Origin of the sequence: Mycobacterium sp. 5-140-3-2, assembly GCF_035666375.1 — a bacterium.
Classification (GTDB): Bacteria; Actinomycetota; Actinomycetes; order Mycobacteriales; family Mycobacteriaceae; genus Mycobacterium; species Mycobacterium intracellulare.
The window spans coordinates 2,812,465-2,828,040 of record NZ_CP142025.1 but is presented as its reverse complement, the minus strand read 5'-3'; the positions used below and the strand labels follow the sequence as shown (position 1 = coordinate 2,828,040).

Genomic DNA, 15,576 nt, shown 5'->3' with positions numbered 1-15,576 from the left:
AGCGGCCTTTGCGTGTCGGCGTTTGTCCCATAACGAACTAATCTCAGTGCCGGGCGGCAGTTCGGAGGCATGGAGCTGTCGCCCGGTTGCTGAAACCGGGATTGGCCGAGGCAGAAGGTGCATGTCGTTTTTGACCAGAAGTCCGAGAAGCGTGGTGGCAGATCACCTTTCCGGACGCAGCCCCTTGGTCAGCATGCACCGGCCCGCCCGGCCGGCCGAGTCGCGGACCGAACGGCCGCTGACGGGCTCCCGCGGACGCAGCCATCGACCGGTGGGGTCGTTTACAGAGCCGTGATTACCGCCACCACTGATTCCCATGTGACAGCCGAAATCGCCTGCGGGCTCGGCCGACTGAGGAGGATAGGTGCTTGACTTCGGTGCGTTACCGCCCGAAACCAATTCAGGTCGCATGTATGCGGGTCCGGGCTCGGGGCCGATGATGGCCGCGGCCGCCGCGTGGGACGAGATCGCGGCGGAGGTGGGCGTGGCGGCCAACGGGTACAACTCGGTGGTCACGGAGCTCATCAGTGGGCCATGGGTGGGGCCGGCGTCGATCTCGATGATCTCGGCGATCACCCCGTTCATCAGCTGGCTCAGCGCGGTGGCCGCGCAGGCCGAAGAGGCCGCCAGTCAGGGCCGGGTGGCCGCGGCGGCGTTCGAGGCGGCGTTTGCGATGACGGTGCCGCCGCCGGTGATCGCGGCGAACCGGATGTTGCTGGCGAATCTGATCGCGACGAACTTCTTCGGGCAGAACACCCCGGCGATCGCGGCCACCGAGGCGCAGTACATGGAGATGTGGGCCCAGGACGCCGTGGCGATGTACGGCTACGCCGCATCGTCGGCGATGGCCTCGGAGTTGGCCCCGTTCGCGCCGCCGCCGAAAACCTCAACGCCGGACGCGGCAAGCAACCAGGCCGCCGCGGTGGCGAAGGCCGTGGCCGAGCCGGCGGGCAACACGGCGCAAAGCACGTCACAGGTGGCCTCGCCACAAGCGTTGTCGCTGAATGCATCTCAAGCCATGCAGGTGCAGGCCACGGCGACCAACGCGTCGGCCCAGGGGTCGACGACCGGGGTCTCGACCTCACTCCAGGACCTCCTGGGGCTCAATCCCACCGTCTACGACACGATCCTGAAGCGGACGACGGGTCTGGCGTACTTCTCGAACGGCATAGGGCAGTTCGCGTCGTCGATCGCCCAGCAGTTGACGTTTGGTCCCGGTGGTAGCACGGCGGGTGCCGGCGGTGCGTGGTTCCCCACACCGCAGTTCGCCAACCTTGGTCTGGGCAACCTGGGGGGCGGAGCCGCCCACCTCAGCGGGGTGACCGCGGGTGCCGGGCAGGCCGCGCGGGTCGGGGCGTTGTCGGTGCCCCAGCATTGGGCGACGCTGACCTCGGCCGTCAACCAGGCGACGGTGTCGGAGATGGAGGCCACCCCCGTCCAGGCCGCCGCGACGGGAACCACCGGGCCGGCCAACGGACTGTTGCGGGGCATGCCCGCCGGGTCGCTGGGGCGCCGGGGCGCCGCCGCCGGCTACGTCAACAAATACGGCTTCCGCTACAGCGTGCTGACGCGCCCACCCTCGGCCGGATGACACCCATGGATACCTCAAGATACGGAGGCGATGCCCCATGACCCACCTCATCCCGGAGGTGCCTGCGGCGCAGGCCGCCGCCCACGCACAGATTTATCAGGCCGTCAGCGCACCCGCGGCGGCGATCCACGAAACGTTCGTCAACACCCTGAGCACCGGCTCCGGGTCGTACGCGGTGACTGAGACGGCCAACGCGGCCGCGACGGGTTAAGGAGTCAATGATGTTGGATTACGGGGCTTTTCCGCCGGAGTTCAATTCGGCGCGGATTTATTCGGGTCCGGGGTCGGGTTCGTTGGTGTCTGCGGCGTCGGCGTGGAGTGCGTTGGCGGCGGAGTTGAATTCGGCGGCGCTTTCTTACGAGAAGGTGGTGACGGCGTTGAGTAGTGAGGAGTGGTTGGGGGCGGCCTCGGCGACGATGGCGCAGGCGGTGCAGCCGTATATCGCGTGGATGACGTCGGCGGCGGCGCAGGCTGAGGAGGCGGCCACGCAGGCGCGGGCGGCGGCGGCGGCTTATGAGGCGGCGTTGTCGGCGTCGGTGCCCCCGCCGTTGGTGGCGTCGAATCGGATGCAGGTCAGCCAGTTGCAGGCGACGAATGTGTTGGGGCAGAACACGCCGCTGATCGCGCAGTTGGAGGCTCAGTATGGGGAGTATTGGGCGCAAGATGCCGGGGCGATGTATGGGTATGCGGGTCAGTCGTCGGCGGCGACCAAGCAGACGCCGTTTCAGAAGGCGCCCGAGATCACCAATGCGTCGGGGCAGGCCACTCAGAGCGCGGCGGTGACCAAGGCGACCACGGATTCCACGGCGACCAACACCTCCAAGGTGTTGCAGTCGATGGCCCAACCCGCCAGCAACGCCACGACACAGGCGACCGCGCAGGGCCAGGATCCGTTGTCGGCGATCTGGTTCCTGCTGACCGGCCAGACCACGCTCCCCACCAGCCTGGGAACGGCCGTGAACGGCTACAGCCCCTTCGCCAGCCTCTTCTATAACACTGAGGGTTTGCCGTATTTCAGCATTGGTATGGGGAACAACTTTGTGCAGATTTCCAAGTCGTTGGGGTTGATCGGTAGTGCGGCCCCGGCGGCGGCCAAGGCCTTGCCCGCGTTGGGGGGTTTGGGCGGGATGCTCGGTGGTGGTGCGGCCGCGGCGCATCCGGTGGCGGCGTTGGGCAGTGCGGCCTCGATCGGGGGCAAGTTGTCGGTGCCGGTGGCCTGGTCGGGGGCTCCGGCGGCGGCGCCGGCGCTGGGGCATGCGATCCCGGTCAGCACCATCAGCGCGGCTCCCGAGGCCGCCGGCGGGCCCGGAAACCTGCTCGGGGGCATGCCGCTGGCCGGTGCCGGCGCCGGCGGGCACGGCGTGGCCGGCCCCAAATACGGCTTCCGACCCACCGTCATGGCCCGACCACCCTTCGCCGGATAGCCTCCCAAGCCCAGCGACACCGGCGCGATCGAAAACACGCCCTGCCCCGAAAGCACCTGCGGCAGGGCGTGTTTCGCCGCGTCCGCACCAATCCCACCGTCCGTCGCTAGGGAGTTGTCGGCCCGCCGGTGGGCGTCGCGACCGTCGTCGCGGCGACGAACCTCGCATCCGCTTTATCTGCGGCCGGATTTTTTGTCCCGCGGCGGGGGTTTCCGCGCCGCGGCGACACCTCGAATCGTCCCGCCCTGGCGAGTGCTGACGCGATATTCCCGCAGGTAACCGCCAGCCGCGGCGGCGCGCGCCCCGGGACGGCCGGGCGTCGGCGCGCGCACGCAGAACCGCTGGGGCTGGTTGTCGCCGCAGCTGCGGCCGGGCGAGGAACCGGCGAGGGGGCGGTGCGCCCATTTAGCCTTCCCAAGCAAGCAACTGCCCAATGTCATCGACTCGAGACCAGGTACGAGGGGATACATGTCGTTCGAGCCCGGCGCCTCATAGCCATGGACTTCGGGGCGTTTCCGCCGGAGATCAATTCCGGTCTCATGTACGCGGGCCCGGGCTCGGGGCCGATGATGGCCGCGGCCGCGGCCTGGGATGGGCTCGGCGCCGAGTTGGGCACGGCCGCAAGCGGTTACGCCTCGGTGATCTCGGAACTGACCCACGCCCTGTGGGTGGGTCCGGCATCGGCGTCGATGTTGTCGGCGGTCATGCCGTATGTGAACTGGCTGGGTGTCCTGGCCGCGCAGGCCGAGGAGACGGCCGGCCAGGCTCGCGCCGCCGCGGCGGCGTTCGAGGCGGCGTTTGCGATGACGGTGCCGCCGCCGGTGATCGCGGCCAACCGGGTGTTGCTGGCGAACCTGGTGGCGACGAACTTCCTCGGGCAGAACACGCCCGCGATCGCGGCCACCGAGGCGCAGTACATGGAGATGTGGGCCCAGGACGCCGGGGCGATGTACGGCTACGCCGGTTCGTCGCTGGCCGCCTCGGAGTTGGTCCCGTTCACGGCGCCGCCCAACACCACGGCCCCGGACGCGACCGGCGACCAGGCCGCCGCGGTGGCGAAGGCCGTCGCCGAACCGGCGGGCAACACCGCACAAACCACCTCGCAGCTGGCATCGCCACACGCGTTGTCGCTCAGCGCAACTCAGGCCGCGCAGACGCCGGCGGCGGTCACCAACTCCTCGGAATCGGGGTTGCTCACCAGCACGCTGCAGAACTTGCTGCAGTCCGGGCTCCCGACCCCGACCAACAACTGGCTGGGCCTGACCCCCACGATCTACGACACGATCCTGAAGCGGACGACGGGTCTGGCGTACTTCTCGAACGGTATTGCGAGCTTCTGCACGTCGATCGCGCAGCAGTTGACGTTTGGTCCCGGTGGTAGCACGGCGGGTGCCGGTGGTGCGTGGTTCCCCACACCGCAGTTCGCGAGCCTGGGCCTGGGCAACCTCGGTGGCGGGCTGGGCCATGTGAGCGGTGGGGTCGCCGCGGGTGCCGGGCAGGCCGCGCGGGTCGGGGCGTTGTCGGTGCCCCAGCATTGGGCGACGCTGACCTCGGCCGTCAGCCCGGCGACGGTGTCGGAGATGGAGGCCACGCCGGTGCAGGCCGCCGCGACGGGCACTTCCGGGCCGGCCAACGGTCTGCTGCGGGGCATGCCCGCGGGGGCGCTGGGTCGCCGTGGCGCCGCCGCGGGCTATGTCAACAAATACGGCTTCCGCTACAGCGTGCTGACACGCCCACCCTCGGCCGGATAAGCGGCGGAATTCGGCAATGCACACCCTCACCTTTAGCCGCGCCCGGATTTTATCCCCGGCCCCGATACCGGCGCCCCGGGCCACCACGACATCGCGCCGCCCCGACCCGTGCGGGCGACCCCTCGGCTCCGGCCGTTTGCGCAGTTCCGGATCGTTATCCGGGCCGACGCCCGCGCGGTCGGTCGGCGCGCCGCGGCCGGTGGCGCCGCCCGCCCGGGCGGCCGACCGTGACGCCGCCCGCCGGGCGAACGCGGCGAGGCCGGTCACCAGCGCATTAACGTCGTTCGCAACTCGACGCATCGATCCGCAGATCACAGGTTAAGGGGCTATTCGTGCTGGACTATGGGGCTTTTCCGCCGGAGTTCAATTCGGCGCGGATTTATTCGGGTCCGGGGTCGGGTTCGTTGGTGTCTGCGGCGTCGGCGTGGAGTGCGTTGGCGGCGGAGTTGAATTCGGCGGCGCTTTCTTACGAGAAGGTGGTGACGGCGTTGAGTAGTGAGGAGTGGTTGGGGGCGGCCTCGGCGACGATGGCGCAGGCGGTGCAGCCGTATATCGCGTGGATGACGTCGGCGGCGGCGCAGGCTGAGGAGGCGGCCACGCAGGCGCGGGCGGCGGCGGCGGCTTATGAGGCGGCGTTGTCGGCGTCGGTGCCCCCGCCGTTGGTGGCGTCGAATCGGATGCAGGTCAGCCAGTTGCAGGCGACGAATGTGTTGGGGCAGAACACGCCGCTGATCGCGCAGTTGGAGGCTCAGTATGGGGAGTATTGGGCGCAAGATGCCGGGGCGATGTATGGGTATGCGGGTCAGTCGTCGGCGGCGACCAAGCAGACGCCGTTTCAGAAGGCGCCCGAGATCACCAATGCGTCGGGGCAGGCCACTCAGAGCGCGGCGGTGACCAAGGCGACCACGGATTCCACGGCGACCAACACCTCCAAGGTGTTGCAGTCGATGGCCCAACCCGCCAGCAACGCCACGACACAGGCGACCGCGCAGGGCCAGGATCCGTTGTCGGCGATCTGGTTCCTGCTGACCGGCCAGACCACCTTCCCCACCAACCTCGGCACGCTGGTCAACGGCTACACCCCGTTCGCGGGCCTCTTCTATAACACTGAGGGTTTGCCGTATTTCAGCATTGGTATGGGGAACAACTTTGTGCAGATTTCCAAGTCGTTGGGGTTGATCGGTAGTGCGGCCCCGGCGGCGGCCAAGGCCTTGCCCGCGTTGGGGGGTTTGGGCGGGATGCTCGGTGGTGGTGCGGCCGCGGCGCATCCGGTGGCGGCGTTGGGCAGTGCGGCCTCGATCGGGGGCAAGTTGTCGGTGCCGGTGGCCTGGTCGGGGGCTCCGGCGGCGGCGCCGGCGCTGGGGCATGCGATCCCGGTCAGCACCATCAGCGCGGCTCCCGAGGCCGCCGGCGGGCCCGGAAACCTGCTCGGGGGCATGCCGCTGGCCGGTGCCGGCGCCGGCGGGCACGGCGTGGCCGGCCCCAAATACGGCTTCCGACCCACCGTCATGGCCCGACCACCCTTCGCGGGCTGAGCCGCGGCCGTAGGTGATCGACCAGCTGAAACGGACGAAAGGAGGTTCGAGGGACGCGCTATCGGCAAAGACCATCGCGCCCGCCGGTGCGACGAGTTCGTCGCCGTCGGGGGCCACCAGCAACTTTTTCGACCCGGGGCAGATGCCGTTTGTTCCGGCTGTCGAGCGAAGGGCTGCGGTCGAGGTCAGACGCTGTTACTGTGTCGTTAACGAAAGTGAATTCGCAGTACCACCACGTGAACAATTGCAAACACGCTGCGTCCACCCCGGCCTCAGGGGTCGCAGTCATCTACTCTCGCAGAGTCGGGGAATGAACTAGGAGGGAAACAAATATGTCGTTCGTGACCACACAGCCGGAGGCTTTGGCCGCGGCGGCCGGGAATCTGCAGGCTATCGGGTCGACCTTGAGCGCCCAGAACGCAGCCGCTGCAGCCCCAACGACGGGGGTGGTACCCGCCGCTGCCGACGAGGTGTCGGCCCTGACCGCGGCTCAGTTCGCCGCGCACGCGCAGATGTACCAGGCGGTGAGCGCCCAGGCCCAGGCCATTCACGAGGCGTTCGTCAACACCCTGTCCACCAGCTCCGGTTCGTACGCTGCGACCGAGGCAGCCAACGCGGCCGCCGCCGGCTGATTCGTATCGGCGGTTCGGGCTTGGGGCAGATTGTCACCGACGTGGGTTCCAACGTAGCCGCCCATCGGGGGCCGAGCGCGGGGCCGCAGGAACGGTCCCGCGCAGCATCCCCCACAGCAACACGCACTCCGTCAACTCAAACGCCGCGGTTCGGGTCTGACGTCCGTCTCACCGTGACAACGCCCGGTGGCCGCCGGCTGACGGAAAGGGGGGGTTATTTCTATCTGTTCGGCACGGCGGTTGCGTAATCCGTAAACGATCCGGCCACCGTCTTAAAGCACATCACCCATTCATTACCTAAATAAGGAGACAGCCGACATGGCAACACGTTTTATGACCGACCCGCACGAGATGCGGGCGATGGCGGGCCGTTTCGAGGTCCACGCCCAGACCGTCGAGGACGAGGCTCGCAAGATGTGGGCGTCGTCGATGAACATCGCGGGCGCGGGCTGGAGCGGCCAGGCGCAGGCGACGTCGTATGACACCATGGGCCAGGTCAACCAGGCCTTCCGCAACATCGTCAACATGCTCCACGGGGTGCGCGACGGGCTGATCCGCGACGCGAACAACTACGAGCAGCAAGAGCAGGCCTCGCAGCAGATCCTCAGCAGCTAGCCCAGAACTGCTGCTGCCCAACACTTTTAAGGAGCCATGTAATGAGCATTAACTACCAGTTCGGCGACGTAGACGCCCACGGCGCCCTGATCCGCGCCCAGGCCGCGTCCTTGGAGGCCGAGCACCAGGCCATCATTCGCGATGTGCTTGCTGCCGGCGACTTTTGGGGCGGTGCCGGTTCGGTCGCGTGCCAGGAGTTCATCACCCAGTTGGGTCGCAACTTCCAGGTGATCTACGAGCAGGCCAACTCCCACGGGCAGAAGGTTCAGTCCGCGGGCAACAACATGGCCAGCACCGACAGCGCCGTCGGGTCCAGCTGGGCCTGACGCCTCGACCACAGGCGCGGCAGCACACCACCCGTCGGTGTGCTGCCGCGTCCTGCGGTTACCGTGCAGTGTGAGCTTGACCTACCCAGGGACCAGTTGAGGATTTGATGGACCAACAGAGCACCCGCACCGACATCACCGTCAACGTCGACGGCTTCTGGATGCTCCAGGCGCTGCTGGACATTCGCCACGTCGCCCCGGAGTTGCGGTGCCGGCCCTACGTTTCCACCGACTCGAACGACTGGCTCAACGAGCATCCCGGAATGGCGGTGATGCGCGAGCAGGGCATCGTCGAGAACGACGAGGTCAACGAGCACGTGGCCGCCCGGATGAAGGTGCTCGCCGCGCCCGACCTCGAGGTCGTCGCGCTGCTGTCGCGGGGCAAGCTGGCTTACGGCGTCCTCGACGACGAGAACCAGCCCCCGGGCTCGCGCGACATCCCCGACAACGAGTTTCGGGTGGTCCTGGCGCGTCGCGGCCAGCACTGGGTGTCGGCGGTTCGGGTCGGCGGCGAGATCACCGTCGACGACGTCGCCGTCGCGGACAGCGCCTCGATCGCGTCGCTGGTGATCGACGCGCTGGAGTCCATCCACCACGCCGAGCCCGCCGCGATCAACGCGGTCAACGTGCCGCTGGAGGAGATGCTGGAAGCGACGAAGTCCTGGCAGGAGTCGGGTTTCAACGTGTTCTCCGGCGGAGATTTGCGCCGGATGGGCATCAGCGCCGCCACCGTCGCCGCGCTGGGCCAGGCGTTGTCGGACCCCGCCGCCGAGGTCGCGGTGTACGCCCGCCAGTACCAGGACGACGCCAAGGGGCCCAGCGCGTCCGTGCTGTCGCTGAAAGACGGCTCCGGCGGCCGCATCGCGCTCTACCAGCAAGCCCGGACCGCGGGTTCGGGGGAGGCGTGGCTCGCCATCTGCCCGGCAACCCCGCAGCTGGTGCAGGTCGGCGTCAAAACCGTGCTCGACACCCTTCCCTACGGCGAGTGGAAAACTCACAGCAGGGTGTGACCTTCGCGCGAAACACAGATTTCATCAATGTGGTCGCACTCAACATGCGGTTGAGCTGCGAACACGGCATACTTCTGTCAAGGCATCAGCAAACTGAAAACCGGTGTCAACCACAACTCTTAATCGCAAGGCGAGGCAGATGGAATTCCAATTAGTAGGAATGCGCTGCGCGGGGGATCGCAGCACCTCGGCGAGAACACCGGCGCCGGCCGGCACGCGAACGGCGGCACGGTCTCACACATTCATCACGGTAGGGAGTGCAAGGCGATGACTGCGGTCGTTGAAGTACCACAGCCTGATGTAGAGGGCATCTCACAGCCCCAGGCGGTCGTCGTCGGCGTGATGGCCGGCACGGGCGTCCAGATCGGCGTCCTGCTGGACGCGAACGCCCCCGTCTCGGTGATGACCGACCCGTTGCTGAAGGTCGTCAACAGTCGGCTCCGCGAGCTCGGCGAGGCCCCGCTGGAGGCCACCGGCCGCGGCCGGTGGGCATTGTGCCTGGTGGACGGCTCGCCGCTGCGGGCGACCCAATCGCTGAGCGAGCAGGACGTCTACGACGGCGACCGGTTGTGGATCCGGTTCATCCCGGACACCGAGCACCGCTCGCAGGTCATCGAGCACATCTCCACCGCGGTCGCGGCGAACCTCAGCAAGCGCTTCGCCGCCATCGACCCGGTGGTTGCCGTGCAGGTCGGTGCGTCGATGGTGGCCATCGGGGTGACGGCCGCGACCGGTCTGCTGGGCTGGTGGCGCTGGCACCACAACTCGTGGCTGCCGACCGTCTACGCGGGCGTGATCGGCGCGCTGATGCTGGGCGTTTCGCTGTTGCTGTTGATGCGGGCCACCACGCTCCAGGAGCGGCGCGTCGCCGACACCATGCTGTTGAGCAGCCTCGCGCCGGTGTCGGTGGCAGCGGCGGCCGCGCCGCCCGGCGGTGTGGGGTCGCCCCACGCGGTGTTGGGCTTCGGCGTGCTCACCATCGCCGCGATCCTCGCGCTGCGTTTCACCGGGCGTCGGCTGTCGATCTACACCGCGATCGTCACCGTCAGCTCGATCGCGGCGGTGGCCGCGTTGGCGCGGATGGTGGCCATGACCAGCGCCGTGACGCTGCTGACCTGCGTCGTGCTGGTGTCGGTTCTGATCTACCAGAGCGCACCTGCGATCTCACGACGGCTGGCCGGCATCCGCCTGCCCGTCTTCCCGTCGGCCACCAGCCGATGGGTGTTCGAGGCCCGGCCCGACCTGCCCACCACCGTGGTGCGCAACGACGGAGGCCCCCCCGTTCTGGAGGGACCCGCCTCGGTCCGCGACGTCCTGACGCAGGCCGAACGCGCCCGCTCCTTCCTGTCGGGTTTGCTGATCGGGCTCGGCGTGCTGATGGTCGTCTCGCTGACCGCCCTGTCGGACCCGCACACCGGGCAGCGCTGGCTGCCGGTCCTGCTGGCGGGCTTCAGCGCGGGATTCCTGTTGCTGCGCGGCCGCTCGTACGTCGACCGCTGGCAGGCGATCACCCTGGCCGGAACCGGCGTGCTGATCGTCGGTGCCGTCGTGGTGCGGTACGCGCTCGTGTTGCAGTCTTCGCTTGCGGTCTCGATCTGCGCGGCGATTCTGGTTCTGGTGCCGGCGGCGGGGCTGACGTCCGCGGCCGTGGTGCCGAACACGGTCTACAGCCCGCTATTCCGCAAATTCGTGGAATGGATTGAATACCTCTGCCTGATGCCGATTTTCCCGCTGGCATTGTGGTTGATGAATGTCTATGCAGCAATCCGCTATCGCTGACCGCAAAGTGTGGCGTGGCCGCGCGACCGCCGCGACCGTCGCCGCCGCCCTGCTCGCCTCGGGCGCGTTGGCGAATCTGCCGCCCGCCTATGCGATTTCGCCTCCGACGATCGACGCGGCGGCGGTGCCGCCGGACGGCCCACCCGGGCCGGGCGCGCCCATGAAGCAGAACTCGTACTGCACCGAGGTGGGCGTGCTGCCCGGGACCGACTTTCGGCTGCAGCCCAAATACATGGACATGCTGAACCTGCAAGAGGCGTGGCAGTTCGGTCGCGGCGCCGGCCAGAAGGTGGCCGTCATCGACACCGGCGTCACGCCGCATCCGCGGTTTCCGCACCTGATCCCGGGTGGCGACTACATCATGTCCGGCGACGGGCTGTCCGACTGCGACGCGCACGGCACCCTCGTGGCGTCGATGATCGGCGCGGCGCCGGCCAACGGCGCCGGGGTACCGCCGGCGGCACCGCGCAAGCCGGTCACCATTCCGACCACGGAGCCGCCGCCGAAAGCGCCGCCGCCGCAGACGGTGACCCTGTCGCCGCTGCCCCAGACCGTGACGATGGTGCCCCCGCCGCCCCAGGAGCAGCCTGCTCCAGGCCCCTTCGGGGCGCCCCCGCCGCCACCGGCGCCGCCGCAGCCCGGCGGACCGCCCCCCGGGCCGTCGCAAGGCGGGCAGGCCCCGGCGGGCAACCACGGAACCGGCACGGTGACCATCCCCGGCTACTCCGGTGGCGGGCACGTGGTCACGGTCGACAATCCGCGCCCGCTCGACCCGCCGCCGCCGGCACCGCCGCCACCCGCACCCACCAAGGGCGGACCGGACGCATTCAGCGGGATCGCGCCGGACGTCGACATCATCGCGATCCGGCAGTCCAGCCAGGCCTTCGGCCTCAAGGACGCCTACACCGGCGATGAGGATCCGCAGACGTCGGCGAAGATCGACAACGTCCAGACGATGGCGCGGGCGATCGTGCACGCCGCCAACATGGGTGCGTCGGTCATCAACATCTCCGACGTGACATGCATGAGCGCGCGCAACGTCATCGACCAGCGCTCGCTGGGCGCCGCGGTCCGCTACGCGGCGGTCGACAAGAACGTCGTCATCGTGGCCGCGGCCGGCGACACCAGCAAAAAGGACTGCAAGCAGAACCCGCCTCATGATCCGTTGCAGCCCAACGATCCTCGCAACTGGAATGCCGTCACCACCGTCGTGACGCCGTCCTGGTTCAGCGACTACGTCCTGACCGTCGGCGCCGTCGACGAAGAAGGGCGCCCGCTGAGCCAGGGCAATCAGGGCCAGGCGTCGACGAGCGTGGCCGGGCCGTGGGTGGGCATCGCCGCGCCCGGGACGGACGTCGTCGGGCTGTCGCCGCGGGACGACGGGCTCATCAACGCGATCGACGGACCGGACAACACGCTGCTGGTTCCGTCCGGCACCAGCTTCTCCGCGGCGATCGTGTCGGGGGTGGCGGCGCTGGTGCGCGCCAAATTCCCGCAGCTGTCGGCGTATCAGGTCATCAACCGGCTGACGCGCACCGCCCGCGCGCCCGCGCGCGGGGTGGACAACCAGGTCGGGCACGGGGTCGTCGACCCGGTCGCGGCGCTGACCTGGGACGTGCCCGACGGTCCGGTGAAGCCGCCGCAGCAGCTGTCGGCGCCGCTGACCGTTCCGAAACCCGCCCCGCCGCGGGATATGGTGCCAGTATGGGTTGCCGCCGGAGGATTGTTCGTGGCGCTGCTCATCGGCGGCGGGGTGTTCGGCACGGCGATGCTGATGAAGCGATCACGGAAACAGCAATAGGGGCGGAGCAGCAGCACTCATGAAGGCACAGCGCAGGTTCGGGTTGTCTTTGTCGTGGTCGCGGCTGACCACGGTGTTCCTGGTCGACGTCGTGATCATGGCGGTGGCCAGCCACTGCCCGGAGTCCTGGCAGGGCACCTACCGCATCGCGTTCTGGGTGGGGGTGGGTCTGGCCGTGCTGGTCGCGCTGCTGTCGCTGGTCACCTACCACGGCCTGACGGTGACGTCGGGGATTGCGACCTGGCTGTGGGATTGGTCCGCCGACCCGGGCTCCGCGCTGGCCGCCGGCTGCACCCCGGCCATCGATCACCAACGCAGATTCGGCCGCGACAAGGTCGGCGTGCGCGAGTACCAGGGCCAGCTCGTCACGGTGATCGCCGTCAACGGCGGCGAGGACGACCCGGCGTCGCGCCACCGCCACCGGTCGTCCCGGCCCACCTTGCTGGTGCAGGCCGTCGCCTCGGGGCTGCGCCAGTTCGACATCCACCTCGACGACATCGACATCGTGTCGGTGAAGGTGCGCCGCGGCGGGAATGCCGCCGAGTTGTCCAAGCTCGACGACTGGGGCCCCGAGGAATGGGAGGTGGCGAACGATAAGCCCACCTCCTACGTGCGCAGGACCTGGCTGGTGCTGCGGATGAACCCGCAGCGCAACGTGGCCGCCGTGGCGGCCCGCGATTCGCTGGCGTCGACCCTGGTGGCGGCCACCGAACGGCTCGCCCAAGATCTCGACGGCCTGACCTGTGCGGCAAGGCCGTTGACCGCCGAGGAACTCGCCGAAGTCGACCGCGCGGTGCTCGCCGACCTGGAGCCGACGTGGAGCCGTCCGGGATGGCGCCGCCTCAAGCACTTCAACGGGTTCGTGACGAGCCTGTGGCTGACGCCGTCGGACATCACCACCGACAAGCTCGAGGAGCTTTGGGAGGACGACACTTTCGCCACCGTGCTGACCATCCGGCTCACGTCTCGCGGCGGCCGTCCGCAGGTGTCGGCGTGGGTGCGTTATCACACCGAGAAGCGGCTGCGCCGAAACGTGTCGTCGGGGCTGAACCGCCTCACCGGTCGTCAGCTGGCCGCGGTGCGGGCCAGCCTGCCCGCCCCGACGGCCCGCCCGCTGCTATCCGTGCCGAGCCGTCCGTTGCGCGCCGACGACGATGAGCTCTCGCTGTCCGTCGACCAGCTGCGAGGGAGCTCGGCGGGCGTACCTGTAGCGCAATGACGAGGCCCCAATCAACCGCCGAAGGCGCCCGTAACGCGATGGTCGCCGGCCTGTTGGCGTCGGGCGTGTCGGTCAACGGGCTGCAACCCAGCCACAACCCACAGGTCGCGTCGCAGATGTTCACCACGGCGACCAACCTGGACCCGTCGATGTGCGACGCCTGGCTGGCGCGGATGCTGGCGGGGGAGCAGAGCCTCGACGTGCTCGCCGGTGCCTGGTCGTCGATCCGGACGTTCGGGTGGGAGACCCGCCGCCTCGGGGTCACCGAGTTGCAGTTCCGCCCGGAGGTCTCCGACGGGCTGTTCCTGCGGCTGGCGGTGACCAGCGTGGAGTCGCTGGCGTGCGCTTACGCGGCAGTGCTTGCCGAGGCCAAACACTATGCGGAAGCGGCGAAGCTGCTCGACGGCGTCGAACCCCGCCAGGCCTTCGACGAGGAGCTGGTCAGCTACGTGCGCGGCGTGCTGTACTTCCGCACCGGGCGGTGGCCGGACGTGCTCAACCAATTCTCCGAGGGCAAGGGGTGGCGTCAGCCCGAGCTGAAGGCCGCGGGGGCGGCGATGGCCACCACCGCCCTGGCCTCGCTCGGCGTGTTCGAAGAGGCGTTGCGCCGCGGCCAGGACGCCATCGAAGGCGACCGGGTACCGGGCGCGGCCAACATCACGCTGTACACGCAGGGCATGTGCCTGCGCCACCTGGGCCGCGAGGACGAGGCCGTCGAGCTGCTGCGGCGCGTCTATTCGCGTGATCCCAAGTTCACCCCCGCGCGCGAAGCGCTGGACAACCCGAACTATCGCCTGATCCTGACCGACCCCGAGACGATCGAGGCCCGCACCGACCCGTGGGACCCCGACAGCGCGCCCACCCGCGCTGAGGCGGAGGCCGCCCGTCACGCCGAGGAGGCCGCGAAGTACCTGGCCGAGGGCGATGCCGAGCTCAACGCCATGCTGGGCATGGAGCGGGCCAAGCGGGAGATCAAGCTGATCAAGTCGACGACGAAGGTGAACCTGGCGCGCGCCAAGATGGGCCTGCCGGTGCCGGTGACCTCGCGCCACACCTTGCTGCTCGGTCCGCCAGGAACCGGAAAGACCTCGGTGGCAAGGGCTTTCAGCAAGCAGCTGTGTGGGTTGACGGTGCTGCGCAAACCGGTGGTGGTCGAGACCAGCCGCACCAAGCTGCTGGGTCGGTACATGGCCGACGCGGAGAAGAACACCGAGGAGATGCTCGAGGGCGCCCTGGGCGGCGCGGTGTTCTTCGACGAGATGCACACCCTGCACGAAAAGGGCTACCAGCAGGGCGACCCCTACGGCAACGCGATCATCAACACTTTGCTGCTGTACATGGAGAACCACCGCGACGAGCTGGTCGTCTTCGGGGCCGGCTACGCCAAGGCCATGGACAAGATGCTCGAAGTGAATCAGGGTCTGCGGCGGCGCTTTTCGACGGTGATCGAGTTCTTCAGCTACACCCCGGACGAACTGGTCGCGCTGACCCGGTTGATGGGCCAGGAAAACGAAGACGTCATCACCGATGAATCGGCGCAGGCCCTCCTGCCGTCCTACACCAAGTTCTATCTCGACGAAACATATTCGGAAGACGGCGATCTCATCCGCGGCATCGACACGCTGGGCAATGCCGGTTTCGTGCGCAACGTGGTGGAAAAGGCCCGCGATCACCGCAGTTTCCGCCTGGACGACGAGGACCTGGATGCGGTCCTGGCCAGCGACGTGACCGAATTCAGCGAGCGCCAACTGCTGCGGTTCAAGGAGCTGACCCGCGAGGATCTCGCCGAGGGCCTGAACGCGGCGGTCGCCGAGAAGGCGAACTAACCGGCCAGGCAGCTACGCGCTGGTAGGCGGTTGTGTTGCACGTCAATTTGACTCGGCGTAGCCCGAG

The 15,576-nt window shown here is 68.5% G+C and carries 12 protein-coding genes and 1 pseudogene; all 13 read left to right on the top strand.

The features are described from left to right. Positions 1-364: 364 nt before the first annotated feature. Complete coding sequence (locus P6281_RS13340) at positions 365-1,591, top strand: PPE family protein (protein ID WP_324738373.1); 1,227 nt, start codon at positions 365-367, stop codon at positions 1,589-1,591. Positions 1,592-1,652: 61 nt separating this feature from the next. Next, positions 1,653-1,802: pseudogene (locus tag P6281_RS13335) on the top strand (PE domain-containing protein); the annotation flags it as partial. Positions 1,803-1,809: 7 nt separating this feature from the next. Beyond that, on the top strand, positions 1,810-3,015 hold the full coding sequence (locus P6281_RS13330; protein WP_202376446.1) for a PPE family protein: 1,206 nt from the start codon (positions 1,810-1,812) through the stop codon (positions 3,013-3,015). Between the two features lie 497 nt (positions 3,016-3,512). After that, positions 3,513-4,766, top strand: coding sequence for a PPE family protein (locus P6281_RS13325; protein ID WP_201359525.1), 1,254 nt, complete (start codon positions 3,513-3,515; stop codon positions 4,764-4,766). A 332-nt stretch (positions 4,767-5,098) separates the two neighbouring features. Continuing rightward, entirely contained in the window at positions 5,099-6,301 is a 1,203-nt protein-coding gene (locus tag P6281_RS13320) for a PPE family protein (protein WP_324738372.1), read from the top strand. Positions 6,302-6,633: 332 nt separating this feature from the next. Then, positions 6,634-6,933, top strand: a complete 300-nt coding sequence (locus tag P6281_RS13315) for a PE family protein (RefSeq protein WP_008257045.1) — start codon at positions 6,634-6,636, stop codon at positions 6,931-6,933. Between the two features lie 318 nt (positions 6,934-7,251). Further along, positions 7,252-7,548 (top strand): WXG100 family type VII secretion target, encoded by a 297-nt coding sequence (locus P6281_RS13310; RefSeq protein ID WP_003874404.1) that lies wholly within the window; start codon positions 7,252-7,254, stop codon positions 7,546-7,548. 41 nt (positions 7,549-7,589) lie between these two features. Beyond that, positions 7,590-7,874, top strand: coding sequence for a WXG100 family type VII secretion target (locus P6281_RS13305; protein WP_008254256.1), 285 nt, complete (start codon positions 7,590-7,592; stop codon positions 7,872-7,874). A 107-nt stretch (positions 7,875-7,981) separates the two neighbouring features. Beyond that, positions 7,982-8,884, top strand: a complete 903-nt coding sequence (locus P6281_RS13300; protein WP_008257042.1) for an ESX secretion-associated protein EspG — start codon at positions 7,982-7,984, stop codon at positions 8,882-8,884. Between the two features lie 267 nt (positions 8,885-9,151). Then, on the top strand, positions 9,152-10,663 hold the full coding sequence (gene eccD, locus P6281_RS13295) for a type VII secretion integral membrane protein EccD (protein WP_008257040.1): 1,512 nt from the start codon (positions 9,152-9,154) through the stop codon (positions 10,661-10,663). After that, entirely contained in the window at positions 10,641-12,464 is a 1,824-nt protein-coding gene (locus P6281_RS13290; protein ID WP_202349195.1) for a type VII secretion-associated serine protease mycosin, read from the top strand. The genes eccD and P6281_RS13290 overlap by 23 nt, the downstream gene beginning before the upstream one ends. 19 nt (positions 12,465-12,483) lie before the next feature. After that, positions 12,484-13,683, top strand: a complete 1,200-nt coding sequence (gene eccE / locus P6281_RS13285; RefSeq protein ID WP_014384775.1) for a type VII secretion protein EccE — start codon at positions 12,484-12,486, stop codon at positions 13,681-13,683. Next, the gene (gene eccA5 / locus P6281_RS13280; protein ID WP_041784980.1) at positions 13,680-15,509 is read left to right on the top strand and encodes a type VII secretion system ESX-5 AAA family ATPase EccA5; all 1,830 of its coding nucleotides are present in this window, start codon (positions 13,680-13,682) and stop codon (positions 15,507-15,509) included. Before eccE ends, eccA5 begins: the two co-directional genes overlap by 4 nt. Positions 15,510-15,576: the final 67 nt, after the last annotated feature.